We start from the raw sequence: 17,643 nt of genomic DNA, 5'->3' as shown, positions 1-17,643 counted from the left end.
CACCTTCAGTTCATCGCCTAAACCAATGACCTGAAAGCATTTCGCTAGAACTGAGCGGCAAATACAGACACCATAGCCGCAACAGCCTCACACACTGGAGCCCGTCAGCGTGGCGCAACACACCCCCGATCTTCCTCCCGAACTTCGCCCCTTGGCCGAGATGCCATGGTTCAAACGCCTGGCTGCACGCTTCTTCGGCCACGGTTTGACCCGACTGCGCGCGCAGCACCGTGCGTCGTGGTTGCACGGTCAGGCCGATGGTTTCCGCAGTGGCCATACCGCTGGCGTCGAATATGGCTTTAAGGAAGGCAAGCTTGAGGGGCTGGAAGAGGGCCGGCAGGTGCTGCTGATCCGTGACAGTCGCAACACCGAGCATCGCCCGCCCAGCGTCGACAATCATCTGTTCGATGATTGGCGCCTGCCGTTGACGGCCGAGCTGAAAAAACGCATGAAGGCCGATGTTGCCCGTTTGTTGCCTGAGCATGCTCAGCCAAGTACCGCGCAATGGAAGATGATTTTCAGCGAAACCCCGTCAACCTCAGTGGTTGCCGGCGCGGGCGCGGGTAAGTCCACCACGCTGGTTCTGCGTATTCTGTTGCTCAACCACTATCTGGGTTTTGAGCTGGATTCGATGACCGTAGTGACCTTCACCCGCGAGTCGCGCAAGGATTTCATCAACAAACTGATCGAGCTGTTCGCGCTCTGGGGGCACGCGCTGAACCTGCGCCAGGCACGCGAACTGGTGCGTACCTTCCACTCGCGCATTCTGCCGATGGTGCGCAGCTTGCCGGGTTTCGAGCGCTTGCAGGCCTTTGAAAACCTCAGTCATCGAGTTCAGGGTGCTGAGGAGGAGGTCGACAGTAATCCGTTCGACCTGCGCATCAACGATGCGCAACGTCAGCAACTCAACGCCTGCTATCACCGCTTGTTCAACGAGGACGAGCGTTTTCGACATCTGATTCAGCCACTGTCGCGCGCGGGTTTGCAGCTCAAGGAGCTGGAGCGTGATCACCCGGATGTGCAGAAGCGCGTCGCGGTAACGGAGCTGGCATCCCGGCGCGACGAAGAGCTGTGCGACGCCATCGAAGATCTGTGGTTCCGCGCGGGTGCTTGGCCGATCAAGGGCATTGAGCCGAATCGGCAGAGTTTCGATATCAACGGCGCGAAATTTCATTGTCATGGTTACATTCCGAGCCTGGATGCGTGGGTGGTGCTCGGTTTCGATCCGCGGGAAAACCCGCAGGTCAGTCGGCCAAACGCCAAGCTCAGCGTGCGCGCAGAGTGGGCAGTCAAGCGCACCCTGTTTCAAGCTTTCTGTCGTAAGCCTTTGATTTGGCTTGATAGTTATGAGTCATCAAAACGTGTTCTGGCTACTTTGGCAGGCGATGCCAGTGCCGGGCCGGGCTTCGATTACAAGGTCAAGGGTGAGCTGGCTTCCGCGCCATTGCTCGACTGTTTTGTGGCGGCGGCAGGCTTCATCGAGAACCTCGGCCTGGATGTGCCTGACGCGGTCGGTCGCATGAGTTTCGCCAAGGACGACCCGGATCGTTTCTTCTTTGAAGCCTTGAGTCTGTTCTGGCGCGCCTTTGAAGATCATTTGCTCGATCAGAAACCGCCGATCATGACCTACAACCGCATGTTCGCGCTGTTCAGCGAGCATTCGCCGGAGAACCTCAAGCTGTTGAGCGACGAGTTACTCAGGCCGTTGTCGCACTTGATGATCGACGAATTTCAGGACGTTTCGCCACAGATCGTCTCGTGGATTCGCGCAAGTCTGACGGAAATCCGCAGTCGTGGCCCGGCCATGCACGTCGGGCGGGGCGCGCAGCGTTCGTCGTTGCTGTGCGTCGGTGATGACTGGCAGTCGATTTACGGTTGGCGCGGCAGTTCGCCGAGTTATTTCATGGCGTTCGACAAGGAGTTCCCGTCGCCGAGCACTACGCGGGTAATGCTCAGTGATAACTACCGCAGTCACCAGCACATCATTGATGCCGCTGAACATATCGTTCGCGCGGCACCGGCGATCCCGGGCAAAAAAGCCAAGGCCAGCGGCGCACCCAAGCCGTTGCAACCGGTCAATGTGCTGGAGCGCGACGATCAGGGCTTGGGCCAGCGCCTTGCCGAACATTATCGTCAAGGTCACTCAATCTTGATGCTTTATCGAAAAAGCAGCGATAAGTTATTGATTGAAGAGCATATTCAGTCTGTAGTTAATGTTGATTCGAGCTTACCGTACGAAGCGCGACGCCTGAAGCAACTGACCTACCACAGCGCCAAAGGCTTGCAGGCTGACGCGGTGTTTCTGCTCGGCGATTGCCAGCATCTGACCAGTTCGCCCTACAAGAATCAGGTCTATCGCATGGCGGGCCTAGGCAAGTCGGGCGACAGCGAGCCCTACGACACGGCGCAAAAAGACGAAATCCTGCGCTTGGCGTATGTCGGCATCACGCGGGCGGTCAGCCATTGCTACTGGTATGTCGAACCGCAGGAAGCGCAAGCGGTGAACATGCCCCGGGCGTCCGACCGGGTGGCCAAAGGCAAACCGTTCTTCGTTGATCACCGCGCCGCCAAGCAAACCGCGTAAGCACAAAAAAGCCCGCATCGCTGCGGGCTTTTCGTTTTAAATCATAAACTTATGCGTAACTCTTGAGAGACTCCGGAGGAATGAATGCTTCCAGCTCGTCCTCCACAGCCTCGATGATTCGCTCGACATCCGCTGCATTCATCACCGTCGCGCACGGGATCCCGGCGATAGCGATCATGGTTTCGCCGCTGGCACGATCGAACAGTCGGGCGATCATACTGCCCGGTGCGTCCATCGTTGCCTCGAAACCCATCGGATGGAAATGCCAGCGCATCAACTGGCATGCGTTGGGAAACGTGACTTTGCTTGACCCTTTATTCATATGTTGCCCGCCTTCTTCATCGAGCGCTTCCGTTTGCTCATGTTAGGTGGGAAGAGCCTTCATTGGCTCAACCGGTGACTGACATTAAAAGTAGCATCCACATGTGAAATTCCTGTGAGATTTTTCAGTTCATTTTGCGATTGCTTCGCATTTTTTGATGTAAGTCACGGCCTACGCAATCATCGCCAGAACGCCACTATGGATTAGTCATTGAAGCCTGTGGCGAACTTGGGCAAGCTCGGGGTTTTTGCGCCGAGCCCTTTATGCACGCCGACGACGACGGCCCTGAACAGACCCAAGCCACGGCTGCAACGGTCATGCGCTATCACCTGAGCTGGAAACACCGCGACCTCGACAGCGTCATGGCGCTGTATCATCCGGACATTCAGTACAACGATTTCTTCCAGAACCGCGTGCTCGGCCTCAACGAGTTACGCGAGTACGTGCGCGTCAGCATGCCGCGAGAATCCGACGAACTGCTTGAGCATTGCGACCGCATTCGCGTCGACGGCAACACCGCATTCATCCAATACGAAGTGACCTTGCGCGGCGGCGACGGTCTGGTGTCGTTTCGCTCCAGCGAGGCGCTCACGGTCAGGGACGGGCTGATCTGGCGCGTCAACGAATACGCTTCGCTGGTGCGCACGCAAACTGCTGGCAAGGCCTCGTCAAGTCAGCGCCCGGCAGTCAGTCGCCTGGGCTTGTCGCCGCGTCAGTTGAGCTTTATGGCCGAAGACCTGCAGCAGTATTTCGAAAAGCAACAGCCGTATCTTGATCCCGAACTCGATTTGCAGCGGGTGGCGAAGGAGTGCGGGTACAGCCGCAATCAGATTTCCTATCTGCTCAACCAGGTGCTCGGGCAAAGTTTCTATCGCTACGTCAATCAGGCGCGCCTGCAACATCTGCTGCGCTCGCTCGATAACGCCGCGCCGCCGGTGCGCATCGATGAACTGGCTTTCGCTGCGGGTTTCAATTCGTTATCGGCGTTCTACAGCTGTTTCCGTCAGCACACCGGTCAGTCGCCCAAGGCTTACGCGAAACAAATTTCTTTGCGGGCACGCGCGCAAGACATCCACTGAGCACAGCCACTAGGATCGACGCCATCGAAGGTTTTCAGTGGCGGAGTCTTGCATGCCGGCGTGGCGCACTATCAGTTTGTGGATGGACCAACTCGATGAGCCGCTGACCGCGCGGCCCGAGCTTGAGCGTGATCTGGACGTCGACGTGGCGATCATCGGCGCCGGTTACACGGGCCTGTGGACCGCGTACTACCTGAAGAAACTCGCGCCGGGACTCGACATCGCGATTGTCGAAGCACAGACCGCCGGTTTCGGCGCTTCCGGTCGCAATGGCGGCTGGTTGATGGGCAACCTGCTCGGCGAAGATCGGTTGTTGGCCGGCCTCTCGCCGGAACAGCGCCGCGCTTCCTTTGATCTGCTGCACAGCATTCCCGATGAAGTGGAAGTCGTCCTCGAACGCGAAGGCATCGATTGCGATTACCGCAAGGGCGGCGTGTTGTACTGCGCGGCGCGTTATCCGGAACAAGAAGCCTCTCTGCGCGAGTACTTGGGCAAACTGCACGCCCAAGGCCTGACCGACGACGATTATCGTTGGCTCAGCCCCGAGCAACTGGCGCAGCAGATCCGCGTCGCCAAGCCTTATGGCGGGATTTACGCGCCGCACGTGGCGACCATCCACCCGGCGAAACTGGTACGCGGCCTGGCGCGCACCGTGCAGAGCATGGGCGTGAAGATCTACGAAAACAGCCCGGTTACCCATTGGCAGTCGGGCAGTCTACGCACGGCGAAAGCCTGCGTGCGCAGTCGCTGGATCGTGCCAGCCGTCGAAGGTTATTCGGTGACCTTGCCACCGCTGGGCCGCTACCAGCTACCGGTGCAAAGCCTGATTGTCGCCACCGAGCCATTGTCTGCCGCGACTTGGGACGAAATTGGCCTCAGCCGGGGTCAGGCGTTCAGCGAATTCAGCCGTCAGGTCACTTATGGCCAGCGCAGCGCCGACAATCGGCTGATCTTCGGCGCCCGTGGCGGTTACCAGTTCGCTGGCAAGCTGCGCCATAACTTTGATCTGACTCGTGATGAAGTCGAGTTGCGCCGTTATCTGTTCGGCGAACTGTTCCCGCAGCTGAAAAACGTGCAGATCACCCACGCCTGGGGCGGCAACCTCGGGATGTCCCGGCACTTCAAACCGCACATGCTTTGCGATCGCGCCAATGGCATCGCGCTGTCCGGCGGTTATGGCGGGGAGGGCGTCGGCGCGAGCAATCTCGGCGGGCGCACCCTGGCGGACTTGATTCTTGAGCGCGACAGCGAACTGACCCAGCAACCGTGGGTGCTGCCGGATGGTGGCATTCATGCGCTGCGCGCGTGGGAGCCGGAGCCATGCCGCTGGTTGGGCTACAACGCGATCATCAAAAGTTTCGTCCACGAAGACCAGACCCTGGCCAACCCGGCGACCGCGCCATGGCGGCGCAAACTCGCCAGCCAAGTGGCGGGTTTCATGGAAGGCTTCATGCATTGAACGTCGATTTACTTTAAGAAAGCCCAAAAGACAGGTCAGACCATGAGCATTACCCAGTTCAAAAACACCGCGACATTGCAACTTGACGAGTCCAACCCGGTGGCCGTGCCCCTCGGCGAGCCGGTGGCGATTGCTTCGACCACCAGCGTCGAGCGCGATGACGGCGTCGAAACCGGCGTCTGGGAATGCACGCCCGGGCGCTGGCGTCGGCAAATCACCGCGCAAGAGTTCTGCCATTTCATTTCCGGGCGCTGCACGTTCACCCCCGACGGTGGCGGCGAAACCCTGCACATACAAGGTGGCGACGCACTGATGTTGCCGGCCAACACGCTCGGTGTCTGGGATATCCAGGAAACCGTGCGCAAGAGCTACGTGCTGATTTTCTGATTGTTTGATCCTTTGATTGCCTGCCAACAAAAAAGAAAACCCACACAGGAATCGATCCATGATCCGCAAGACCCTCGCTCTGGCACCGCTGATGCTTGCTGTTTCCCTTGCTCAGGCAGCTGAAACGGTCAAGGTTTACAACTGGTCCGACTACATTGCGCCGGACACCACCAAGAACTTCGAAAAAGAGACGGGCATGGGGGTCACCTATGACGTCTACGACAGCAACGAAACCCTCGACGGCAAGTTGATGACCGGTAAATCCGGTTACGACGTGGTGTTTCCGTCCAACCACTTTATGGCCCGGCAGATTCAGGGCGGGGCGCTGAAGAAGCTCGACAAGAGTCAGTTGCCGAACTGGAAAAACCTCAATCCGGTGCTGCTCAAAGCGCTGCAGACCAATGATCCGAACAACGAACACGGCTTCCCCTATCTGTGGGGCAGCACCGGCATCGGCTACAACATCGCCAAGGTCAAAGCGGTGCTGGGCGAGAACGCACCCGTGGACTCCTGGGACCTGATCTTCAAGCCCGAGTACATGAAAAAACTGCAGAAGTGCGGTGTGGCGATCCTCGACAACGGCCCGGAATTGCTGCCGGCGGCGCTCAACTACCTGGGTCTGCCACACCACAGCAAAAATCCCGAAGACTATAAAAAAGCTGAAGCACTGCTGATGAAAGTGCGGCCGTACGTCAGCTACTTCCATTCCTCGAAATACACCAGCGACCTGGCCAATGGCGATATCTGCGTGGCGGTCGGTTTCTCTGGCGACATCCTGCAGGCCGAGAACCGCGCCAAAGAAGCGAAAAATGGCGTCGACATCGGCTACGCAATTCCCAAGGAAGGCGCGGCGATCTGGTTTGACATGGTCGCCATGCCTGTCGATGCGCCGGACGAGAAGGCCGGTTATGCGTTCATGAACTACCTGCTGCGCCCGGACGTAATGGCCGGCATCAGCAACTATGTGCACTACGCCAATGGCAATGAGCAGGCGGACAGCCTGATCGACCCGGCGATCAAGAACGACACCAAGGTTTACCCGAGTCCGGAGATGATGGGCAAACTGTTTGCGCTGGAGGCGATGCCGTTGAACATTGACCGGATCCGCACGCGGGTGTGGAACAAGATCCGCACGGGTAGCTGACCCGCTTTTCCCCTGTAGGAGCTGCCGCAGGCTGCGATCTTTTGATCTTGCTTTTGAAAGGCAAAGTCAAAAGATCGCAGCCTCGTTTCACTCGTCAGCTCCTACAGTTTGGGCGAGCAATCTGGTTGATATCAATACACTGGCATCGCACTAATAAAGTGCAGAAAAGTGAGACGCGCCTAACAAAAAACAACTTACCCATATTTAATATTTAAATAGAAAATCGTCAGACAATTAGGCAAAAGCTTCGCAACTAAAACATTCTTCCACCTCCGCACGCTTTGTTTACGGCAGTTTTACGAAACAGCCCGATTTGATCTCAAAAAAATCCTTTACGGCAGATTTCAAATTGTGTCAGGTTTCTTACGCCTTCATTGGGCGAGTGATAGGACGATCTCGCCAGAGAGAGTCCTATCGGACAAAAACTGTTCCATTGCTAAACAAGGAAGTGTGTTTATGTCGAAAGTTAAAACGAATGCTATTGATACCGCCGAACAGGCTTTCCAGCTGTCAGCCTTCAGCTCGGCGTACAACCAGATCAATAGCTTCAGCCATCAATACGATCGTGGCGGCAACCTCACGGTCAATGGCAAACCCTCCTTTTCCGTCGACCAGGCCGCAACCCAGTTGCTGCGCGACGGCGCTGCCTACCAGGACAAGGATGGCAGCGGCAAGATCGAACTCACCTATACGTTCCTGACCTCGGCATCGTCCAGCACGATGAACAAGCACGGGATCACTGGGTTCAGTCAGTTCAGTGCACAACAACAAGCCCAGGCCAAGCTCGCCATGCAATCCTGGGCTGACGTGGCCAACGTGACCTTCACCGAGAAAGCCTCGGGCGGTGACGGCCACATGACCTTCGGTAACTACAGCGGTGGCCAGGATGGCGCTGCAGCGTTCGCTTATCTGCCAGGCACCGGCGCCGGTTATGACGGCACCTCGTGGTACCTGATTAACAGTGGCTACACGCAGAACAAGAATCCGGATCTGAACAACTACGGTCGTCAGACCCTGACTCACGAAATCGGCCACAGCCTGGGCCTCGCTCACCCTGGTGACTACAACGCCGGGAATGGCAATCCGACCTACAACGACGCGTCCTACGGCCAAGACACTCGCGGCTACAGCGTCATGAGCTACTGGAGCGAAAGCAACACCAGTCAGAACTTCAGCAAGGGTGGTGTCGAAGCGTATTCGTCCGGCCCGCTGATGGACGATATCGCTGCCATCCAGAAGCTCTACGGTGCCAACACCACCACCCGTACCGGTGACACCACCTACGGCTTCAACTCCAACACTGGCCGTGATTTCCTCAGCGCTTCGTCGTCGAGTGACAAAGTGGTGTTCTCGGTGTGGGACGCGGGCGGCAAGGACACTCTGGACTTCTCGGGCTTCACCCAGAACCAGAAGATCAACCTCAAAGACGCCTCGTTCTCCGACGTTGGCGGCATGGTGGGTAACGTATCCATCGCCAAAGGCGCGATCATCGAGAACGCTATCGGTGGTTCCGGCAACGATCTGTTAATCGGCAACAGCGTGGCCAACGAACTCAAGGGCGGTGCCGGCAACGACATCCTCTGGGGTGGCGGTGGTGCTGACAAGCTGTGGGGCGGTGCCGGTTCGGACACGTTTGTGTTCGCTGCCAGCTCTGACTCCAAGCCAGGTGCGATCGATCAGATCCTCGATTTCGTCAGCGGTCTGGACAAAATCGACCTGACCGGTATCACCAACGGTGCCGGCCTGCACTTCGTCAGCAGCTTCACCGGTTCTGCCGGCGACGCCATCCTGACTTCGTCGGGTGGCAATAGCCTGCTGTCGGTGGACTTCTCCGGGCACGGCGTGGCGGACTTCCAGGTCAGCACCGTTGGCCAGGCAGCGACCAGCGACATCGTGGCGTGATGTAGCAGTGGAAAGCGGCGTGTGATGCGCCGCTTTCTCCACTTGCATCGTGTTGCTCTGTAAGCAAGGCTACACGCCGGAGCGAATATTCCTATGATCTGTAAAGCTTTTACCTACAAGGCAATGGCGTGGCTCTCGGCGACGCTCATCATGATTTCAGGAGAAACCAGTATGGCAAGCAGCCTCAGACTTGAAGAACCCTCGGTGTTTGCGGGGCAGTGGCAAGCGACATTGTCAGAGCGTTCTGATGATGCAAAAGCGCAAAAGCACCAGGACAAGCCTTCGAACACGTGCATCGTCGAATTGCAGGCAAACAAAACCTTGAGCAAAGGTGCTGACTGCCTCGGAGCATGGCTTGAAGCAACCCCGATCGGCTGGTTTCCCGATCCGGACGGCCTGTCGATCACCGGCGAGGAAGGTTCAAGAATCCAGTTTTTCAGTCGACAACGTGACGGGTTTTATCAGACTACTTTGAAGTCTGGCTTGGTGATTACCCTTGAGCGCGTGGCGCAACAACCTTGATTATCCAGAACGCGACAAAGTTTTAATATAAAGCGCCACGCTATGGTTATAAGCAGCGCGGACTGACAACTGCACCGCAATTAATTACGCAAGTTGTTATGAAAGTGTAAGCGGGTACTTGCAAGTCATCTTTCGCAGGTAAGCGGAACATTAATTGAAGCCTCGCCCAAGTGCGGCGGGACCCATCATTTCAGGAAGAATCGATGAAGATGGCGAAGGCCCCAGCCACCGCTCCCTTATTCAAGGCATTGGCTGACTATAAAAGTATTCTGATCAGCGTCGGCTGCTTTACCGCACTGATTAACGTGCTGATGCTGGTGCCCTCCATCTACATGCTCCAGGTCTATGACCGGGTGCTGTCGTCGCAGAACGAAACGACCCTGGCGATGCTCTCGCTGATGGTGGTCGGCTTCTTCGCCTTTATTGGCCTGCTGGAAGTGGTGCGCAGCTTTATCGTGATCCGCATCGGCAGCCAGTTGGAGCGCCGCTTCAACCTGCGGGTTTACCAAGCGGCGTTCGAGCGCAACCTGTTCAAGGGCGAGGGCAACGCCGGGCAGTCACTGGGCGATCTGACGCACATTCGCCAATTCGTCACCGGCCCGGCGCTGTTTGCATTCTTCGATGCGCCGTGGTTCCCGGTCTATCTGTTCGTGATCTACCTGTTCAACGTCTGGCTCGGTGTACTCGCCACGGCGGGCGCATTGCTGCTGATCGGCCTGGCCTGCCTGAACGAATACATGACCAAAAAGCCGCTGGGCGAAGCCGCCGGTTATTCGCAACAGTCCAGCCAGTTGGCCACCAGCCATTTGCACAACGCCGAAACCATTCAGGCGATGGGCATGCTCGGTTCCCTGCGCAAGCGCTGGTTCCAGGTGCACTCGCGCTTCCTCGGCCTGCAAAACCAGGCGAGTGACACCGGTGCGGTGATCAGCTCTGTGAGTAAAACCCTGCGCCTGTGCCTGCAATCGTTGGTGTTGGGGCTGGGTGCGTTGCTGGTGATCAAGGGTGATATGACCGCCGGGATGATGATCGCCGGTTCGATTCTGATGGGGCGTGTACTGAGCCCGATCGATCAGTTGATTGCCGTGTGGAAGCAGTGGAGCGGGGCGAAACTGGCTTACCGCCGTCTCGATGCGCTGCTGCAAGCGTTCCCTCCCAGCGACGACGCCATGGCGCTGCCGACGCCGAAAGGCCAGATCACCTTCGAACAGGTCAGTGCCGGCCCACCGGGGCAACGTGCGGCGACCCTGCAAATGGTCAATTTCAATCTGAATGCCGGCGAAGTGCTCGGCGTGCTCGGTGCTTCCGGTTCCGGCAAATCGACCCTGGCCCGGGTACTGGTCGGTGTCTGGCCGACCCTTGGCGGCACCGTGCGTCTTGATGGCGCGGATATTCATCGCTGGAACCGCGACCAGCTCGGCCCGTACATCGGTTATCTGCCGCAAGACATCGAGCTGTTCAGCGGCAGCATCGCCGAGAACATTGCGCGTTTCAGTGAGGCCGATCCGCAGAAAGTCGTCGCCGCCGCGCAACAGGCCGGTGTGCACGAAATGATCCTGCGTCTGCCGCAAGGCTACGACACGCAACTGGGCGAGGACGGCAGCGGTTTGTCCGGCGGCCAGAAACAGCGTGTGGCCCTGGCGCGTTCAATGTATGGCACGCCGAGTCTGGTGGTGCTGGACGAACCGAATTCCAACCTCGACACCGTCGGTGAAGCCGCTCTAGCCAGCGCCATCGCCGCGCTCAAAGCCCAAGGCACCACGGTGGTGCTGGTGACGCACCGTTCTTCGGTGCTGGCCCAGGCTGACAAGCTGCTGGTCCTCAATGACGGGCGTCTGCAAGCCTTCGGCCCGAGTCAGGACGTGCTCAAGGCACTTTCCGGCCAGCAAGAACAACAACGGGAAAAAGCTGCACCGGCACCGGGCGGGCTCAGCATGAGCCGACAGTATCAGCCCTCGACAAGGAATTCGGGTGTATGAGCAGCGCAAGCATGAACACTGAAAACGAAGCGAGCATGGAACACGCCTACATCACCGAACGCCCAGAACGCGATGCGAAGTTTTTCGCGCGCATGGGCTGGATTCTGGCGATCGTTGGCGCCGGCAGTTTCTTCACTTGGGCGGCCCTGGCGCCGCTCGATCAAGGCATTCCGGTGCAAGGCACGGTCGTCGTGTCGGGCAAGCGCAAAGCCGTGCAGTCGATGAGCAGCGGCGTGGTCAGCCGGATCCTGGTGCGCGAAGGCGAAATCGTCAAGCAGGGCCAGCCGCTGTTCCGCCTCGACCAGACGCAAGTCGCCGCTGACGTGCAGTCGCTGCAAGCACAGTACCGCATGGCTTGGGCCAGCCTCGCGCGCTGGCAGGCCGAGCGCGACAACCTCAAGCAAGTGACCTTTCCCGCCGAGCTGAGCAATGACCCGGATCCGCGCCTGGCGCTGGTGCTTGAAGGTCAGCGGCAACTGTTCAGCAGCCGTCGCGAGGCTTACTACCGCGAGCAGGCCGGACTGCGTGCGAGCATCGAAGGCGCCACCGCACAACTGGCCGGCATGCGCCGCGCCCGTACCGATCTCAATGCCCAGGCCGACTCGCTGCAACAGCAGTTGAGCAACTTGCAACCGCTGGCCGACAACGGTTACATCCCGCGTAACCGCTTGATGGAGTACCAGCGGCAACTGTCGCAAGTGCAGCAGCAACTGGCGGAAAACACCGGCGAAAGCGGCCGGGTCGAGCAGGGCATCCTCGAGTCGCGGCTGAAACTGCAACAGCACGCCGAGGAGTATCAGAAGGAGGTCCGTACGCAACTGGCCGACGCGCAGCTGAAAAGCGTGACTCTGTCGGAGCAACTGACTTCCGCCGGTTTCGATCTGCAACACAGCGAAATCATCGCCACTGCCGATGGCGTGGCGGTCAATCTCGGCGTGCATACCGAAGGCGCGGTCGTGCGTCAGGGCGAAACGCTGTTGGAGATTGTCCCGCAAGGCACCACGCTGGAAGTGGAAGGGCACTTGCCGATCAACCTGATCGACAAGGTCGGCGCGCATTTGCCGGTGGACATCCTGTTTACCGCGTTCAACCAGAGCAAAACCCCGCGTGTACCGGGGGAAGTCAGCCTGATTTCCGCCGACCAAATGGTCGATGAGAAAACCGGCGTGCCGTACTACGTGTTGCGCAGCAGTGTCAGCGATCAGGCCATGGAAAAACTCAACGGTCTGGTGATCAAGCCCGGCATGCCGGCAGAAATGTTCGTGCGTACGGGTGAGCGTTCACTGCTCAACTATCTGTTCAAACCGCTGCTTGACCGGGCCGGCTCTGCGCTGACCGAAGAATAAGGATGTTCGGCTGTATGAATAAGCTTTCCACGCTCGCAGCAGCATTCTTGCTGCTCGCGAGTCACTCGGCAGTGGCGGCCATGGGGCCGTTCGAGATCTACGAACAGGCGTTGCGCAATGACCCGGTGTTCCTCGGCGCGATAAAGGAACGCGATGCCGGCCTGGAAAACCGCGCCATTGGCCGCGCCGGCCTGTTGCCGCGCATCGGTTACACCTACAACAAGGGTCGCAACTCGTCGAAAGCTACGTCTCTCGACGAGCGCGCGCGTAACCGTACCGACGATCGTAACTACAGCAGTTACGGCTCGGCGCTGACCCTGCAACAACCGCTACTCGACTACGAGGCTTATGCCGCGTATCGCAAAGGTGTCGCGCAATCGTTGTTTGCCGACGAGAACTTTCGCGGTAAGAGCCAGGAGTTGCTGGTTCGCGTACTGGACAACTACACCAAGGCACTGTTCGCGCAGGACCAGATCGACATCGCTCAGGCGAAGAAAAAGGCGTACGAGCAGCAGTTCCAGCAGAACGAACACATGTTCAAGCAAGGCGAGGGCACGCGTACCGATATTCTCGAGGCTGAGTCGCGTTATGAACTGGCGACTGCCGAGGAGATCGAGGCGCGCAACGAACAGGACGCCGCGCTGCGGGAGCTGGGTGCGCTGGTGGGTACGCCGGCGGTGGACATCGGTGATTTGGCGCCGCTCGATCAGAACTTCCAGACCTTCGCGCTGATGCCTGCCAATTACGACACCTGGCATGAAATGGCGGTGAGCAATAACCCGAATCTGGCTTCGCAACGCCAGGCCGTGGAAGTCGCGCGGTATGAAGTGGAGCGCAATCGCGCCGGGCATCTGCCGAAAATCAATGCCTACGCCTCGATGCGCCAGAACGAATCGGAAAGCGGCAACACCTACAACCAGCGCTACGAAACCAACACCATCGGTTTTGAAGTCAGTGTGCCGCTGTATGCCGGTGGCGGGGTGTCGGCGTCGACGCGTCAGGCCAGCCGCACTATGGAGCAGGCCGAATACGAACTGGACGGCAAAACGCGTGAGACGCTGATCGAACTGCGGCGGCAGTTCAGTGCCTGTTTGTCCGGGGTGAGCAAATTGCGCGCTTATCAGAAGGCATTGAGCTCGGCGGAAGCGCTGGTGGTGTCGACCAAGCAGAGCATTCTCGGTGGTGAGCGGACCAACCTCGACGCGTTGAACGCCGAGCAGCAGTTGTTCACCACGCGCCGTGATCTGGCGCAGGCGCGGTACGACTATTTGATGGCCTGGACCAAGTTGCATTACTACGCCGGGACCTTGAACGAGCAGGATCTGGCGCGGGTGGATGAGGCATTTGTGGTCGCTCAACAGCCCTCACCCTAACCCTCTCCCAGAGGGAGAGGGGACTGATCCGGGGATATTGCAGAAGTACACCGACTTGAACGAGCGGCACCGAATCCAACATCGAGCCGGTTTTTCAGGTCGATGCGAGACCAGCTGAATCCACAATCGACGCGGTTTTTCAGCTCGATGAATGACGCAAGGTACCTCGGTCAGCTCCCTCTCCTAGGGGAGAGGGCTGGGGTGAGGGGATGAGCGACGCGGTATTTCAGCTCGATGCATGACGTAAGACACCTCGGTCAGCTCCCTCTCCTAGGGGAGAGGGCTGGGGTGAGGGGATGAGCGACGCGGTATTTCAGCTCGATGCATGACGCAAGACACCGCGGTCAGCTCCCTCTCCTGGGGGAGAGGGCTGGGGTGAGGGGAACAGGCGACACCGCAAAAGAACCTGCATAAAACAATAAAAGTGAGTGGTGAACATGGACGTACGCATCAAGCCAATTTCGGTCGGTACCCTGCTGCTTGTGATTTCCGCAACACAGGTTCAGGCGCAATATCTCGAAACCGGCCAACCCGGCGATCCCGGCAGTTGGCGCAGCGCCGAATTCCTCCGCGACTGGGGCCTGAGCCGGATGCAGGCAGAGCAAGCCTACGCCGCCGGCATCACCGGTAAAGGCGTGAAAATCGGCGCCCTCGACTCCGGTTTCGATGCCGCCCACCCGGAATTCGCCAGCGACCGCTATCACCCGGTACCGGCCAGCGGCAGCTACATTGACGGTTCACTGTTCAACGTCAATGGCACCCTCAACCCCAACAACGACTCCCACGGCACGCATGTCGTCGGCACCATGGGCGCCTCACGCGACGGTACCGGCATGCACGGCGTGGCGTACAACGCACAAATCTACGTCGGCAACACCAACAAAAACGACAGTTTTCTCTTCGGCCCCAACCCCGATCCGCGCTATTTCAAAGCGGTATACGACGCCCTCGCCGATGCTGGGGTGCGCGCGATCAACAACAGTTGGGGCAGCCAGCCGCCGGATGTCAGCTACCGGACACTGGCTGATCTGCACGCCGCGTACGCTCAGCACTGGAATAAAGGCACCTGGCTCGACGCGGCAGCGGATGTTTCCCGGCGCGGCGTGATCAACGTATTCAGCGCCGGCAACAGCGGCTATCCGAACGCCAGCGTGCGTTCCGCGCTGCCGTACTTTCAGCCGGATCTGGAGGGCCACTGGCTGGCCGTGTCGGGCCTCGATCAAAGCAATCAGCAAAAGTACAACCAGTGCGGCCTCGCCAAATACTGGTGCATCACCACGCCGGGGGCGAAGATCGACAGCACCATTCCCGGTGGTGATTACGCGATCAAGTCCGGCACCTCAATGTCGGCGCCGCATGCGACCGGGGCACTGGCGCTGGTGATGGAACGCTACCCGTACATGACCAATCAGCAGGCGCTCGAAGTGCTGCTGACTACAGCGACGCAACTGGATGGCTCAGTCACCGCTGCGCCGACCGAGCGGGTCGGCTGGGGCGTGGCCAACCTGAACCGGGCGATGCGCGGGCCAGGGCAATTGCTCGGTGCGTTTGATGCCAACTTGGGGGCAGGGCAGCGCGATGTCTGGAGCAATGACATCTCCGACAAGGCGCTGATTCAGCGGCAGGCTGAAGACCTTGCTGAGCACAGTGCCTGGCAGCAAACCCTGCAAGACAAGGGCTGGCAGAACGGCGTTGCTGCCGGTGCCAGTCAGCAGGATCAGACCGATTACGCGGTCGGCACTGCCCGTGATGCGGCAGCGGCGAGCAGGATTTATCAAGGCAGCCTGATCAAGTCCGGCGGCGGCCAGTTGATCCTCACCGGCGACAATACCTATCGCGGTGCGACCACGGTCAATGGCGGCTTGCTCACGGTCAACGGCTCGCTGACTTCCGCTGTAACGGTGAATGACAGCGGCAGCCTCGGCGGTTCCGGCCGGATTGGCGCGTTGACCGCCAATAGCGGCGCTCGCGTGGCGCCGGGCAACTCCATCGGCACCTTGAACGTGGCCGGTGACGTGATCTTCGCGCCCGGTTCGACTTACGCCGTTGAATTGTCGCCGACCAGCAGCGACCGCATCGTTGCCGGGGGCACAGCCACTATCAGCGGCGCCACGGTCAGCCTGTCGCTGGAAAACAGCCCGACGCTGCTTAGCACCACCGAGGCGCAAAGCCTGCTCGGTCGCCAGTACGACATTCTGCAAGCGGCTGGCGGCATTCAGGGCCAGTTCGGTGCGGTGCTGCCGAATTACCTGTTTATCGGCGGCAGCCTCGACTACGCCGCCAATGGCATTCAACTCGATATCGAACGTAACTCGACCACCTTCGCCAGTGTCGGGCAAACGCCGAATCAGCGCTCGGTGGCCGCTGCCGTCGAAGGCCTGGGCGCGGGCAATTCGGTCTACGAAAGCCTGTTGCGTTCACCCGATGCGAGTTCCGCACAACAGGCGTTTCAGCAGTTGAGCGGCGAGATCTACCCGGCGTTGAGTTCAATGCTGATCAACGACAGCCGCCAGTTGCGTGACGCAGTAGGCGAGCGTCTGCACGATACCAATGCTGCGCAAAGCAATGGCTGGGTCAAGGCGCTCGGCGCCTGGGGCACGACCGATTCGAGCCACGACACGGCGGGCTACAACACCTCGATTGGCGGGCTGCTGGCCGGTGTCGATGGCGCGCTGGACGAGCAAACGCGCATCGGTCTGGTCAGCGGTTACAGCGACAGTTCGCTGAGCATGGGTTCGGGCACGCATTCCTCGGCCAAGGTCGACAGCTATCACCTCGGCGCGTACGCCGGCCGTGAACTCGGCGCCTGGCGCTTGAGCACGGGCGCGGCTTACAGCTGGCATCGCGCCGATGTGAAACGCGATCTGCAATACGGCGATGTCAGTGGCAAACAGAAAGCCAAAGTCGACGCGGCGACCACGCAAGTGTTCGGCGAAGCGGCTTATCGCCTGCACCTGCAACCGCTGGCGCTGGAGCCGTTCGCCAATCTGGCCTACGTGCATCTGGACACTGAAGGTTTGACCGAGAAGGGCGACGCTGCGGCGTTGAAAAGCTCCGGCGATCAACGTGACGCGGTGCTGAGCACCCTCGGTGTGCGGGCGATCAAGACGTTCAATCTTTCGCCCGCGCAATCACTCGACGTGAGTGGCCATCTCGGCTGGCAGCACAGCCTCAGCGACATCGATTCCGAGCAGCATCTGCGCTTTGCCAGCGGTGGCACGCCGTACGCGGTGGAAAGCTCTGCGCTGGTGCGCGACGCCGCACTGGTCGGCGTGCAGGCCAGCCTGGCGCTGAGCCGCGATGTACGGGTCAACCTTGATTACAACGGACAACTGGCCAGTCGCGAAAAGCTGCATGGCGTTGGCTTGAGCCTGAACTGGCAGTTCTAAGCAAGATAACCCGGCTTCTGGTGATCGTTCCCACGCTCCGCGTGGGAATGCCTCTAGGGACGCTCTGCGTCCAGTGACGCGGAGCGTCACGGGCTGCATTCCCACGCGGAGCGTGGGAACGATCAACGACGATCATCGCCCTCACTGGCAACGATCA

General features: G+C 59.2%; 12 protein-coding genes. 11 read left to right on the top strand and 1 reads right to left on the bottom strand.

The annotated features are described in order from the left end of the window. Nucleotides 1-109: 109 nt before the first annotated feature. Nucleotides 110-2,584: a UvrD-helicase domain-containing protein gene (locus CKW14_RS20980; RefSeq protein WP_095126061.1), complete on the top strand. Its 2,475-nt coding sequence runs from the start codon at nt 110-112 to the stop codon at nt 2,582-2,584. 49 nt (nt 2,585-2,633) lie between these two features. On the opposite strand, the gene CKW14_RS20975 is transcribed toward CKW14_RS20980, so the two are convergent. Further along, the gene (locus CKW14_RS20975; protein WP_025109621.1) at nt 2,634-2,906 is read right to left on the bottom strand and encodes a DUF1652 domain-containing protein; all 273 of its coding nucleotides are present in this window, start codon (nt 2,904-2,906) and stop codon (nt 2,634-2,636) included. A 263-nt stretch (nt 2,907-3,169) separates the two neighbouring features. On the opposite strand from CKW14_RS20975, the gene CKW14_RS20970 reads away from it, so the two are divergent. From CKW14_RS20970 to CKW14_RS20925, 10 genes are all read left to right on the top strand, one after another. Further along, complete coding sequence (locus tag CKW14_RS20970; RefSeq protein WP_095049085.1) at nt 3,170-3,985, top strand: AraC family transcriptional regulator; 816 nt, start codon at nt 3,170-3,172, stop codon at nt 3,983-3,985. A gap of 52 nt (nt 3,986-4,037) precedes the next feature. Further along, the gene (locus CKW14_RS20965; protein ID WP_095126060.1) at nt 4,038-5,444 is read left to right on the top strand and encodes an FAD-binding oxidoreductase; all 1,407 of its coding nucleotides are present in this window, start codon (nt 4,038-4,040) and stop codon (nt 5,442-5,444) included. 42 nt (nt 5,445-5,486) lie between these two features. Further along, nucleotides 5,487-5,831, top strand: a complete 345-nt coding sequence (locus tag CKW14_RS20960; protein WP_034154173.1) for a cupin domain-containing protein — start codon at nt 5,487-5,489, stop codon at nt 5,829-5,831. Nucleotides 5,832-5,889: 58 nt separating this feature from the next. Beyond that, the gene (locus CKW14_RS20955) at nt 5,890-6,975 is read left to right on the top strand and encodes a polyamine ABC transporter substrate-binding protein (RefSeq protein ID WP_095126059.1); all 1,086 of its coding nucleotides are present in this window, start codon (nt 5,890-5,892) and stop codon (nt 6,973-6,975) included. 456 nt (nt 6,976-7,431) lie between these two features. Next, nucleotides 7,432-8,877, top strand: a complete 1,446-nt coding sequence (locus CKW14_RS20950; protein WP_095049082.1) for a serralysin family metalloprotease — start codon at nt 7,432-7,434, stop codon at nt 8,875-8,877. Between the two features lie 93 nt (nt 8,878-8,970). Next, a complete protein-coding gene (locus tag CKW14_RS20945) occupies nt 8,971-9,399 on the top strand; it encodes an AprI/Inh family metalloprotease inhibitor (protein WP_176471317.1) in 429 nt (142 codons plus the stop codon). 203 nt (nt 9,400-9,602) lie between these two features. Then, nucleotides 9,603-11,378 carry a type I secretion system permease/ATPase gene (locus tag CKW14_RS20940; RefSeq protein WP_095126058.1) on the top strand — a complete coding sequence of 592 codons (1,776 nt, stop codon included), beginning with the start codon at nt 9,603-9,605 and terminating at the stop codon, nt 11,376-11,378. Continuing rightward, nucleotides 11,375-12,724, top strand: a complete 1,350-nt coding sequence (locus CKW14_RS20935) for an HlyD family type I secretion periplasmic adaptor subunit (RefSeq protein ID WP_034154169.1) — start codon at nt 11,375-11,377, stop codon at nt 12,722-12,724. The genes CKW14_RS20940 and CKW14_RS20935 overlap by 4 nt, the downstream gene beginning before the upstream one ends. Nucleotides 12,725-12,726: 2 nt before the next feature. Beyond that, nucleotides 12,727-14,097, top strand: a complete 1,371-nt coding sequence (locus CKW14_RS20930) for a TolC family outer membrane protein (RefSeq protein ID WP_095126057.1) — start codon at nt 12,727-12,729, stop codon at nt 14,095-14,097. A 437-nt stretch (nt 14,098-14,534) separates the two neighbouring features. Then, nucleotides 14,535-17,486, top strand: coding sequence for an autotransporter serine protease (locus CKW14_RS20925; RefSeq protein ID WP_095126056.1), 2,952 nt, complete (start codon nt 14,535-14,537; stop codon nt 17,484-17,486). The last annotated feature ends 157 nt before the right edge of the window (nt 17,487-17,643 follow it).

The organism is Pseudomonas sp. Irchel s3a12, assembly GCF_900187485.1.
GTDB classification, from domain to species: Bacteria; Pseudomonadota; Gammaproteobacteria; order Pseudomonadales; family Pseudomonadaceae; genus Aquipseudomonas; species Aquipseudomonas neuropathica.
The sequence above is the reverse complement of the archived record's forward strand: the minus strand, read 5'-3'. Positions and strand labels throughout refer to the sequence as shown.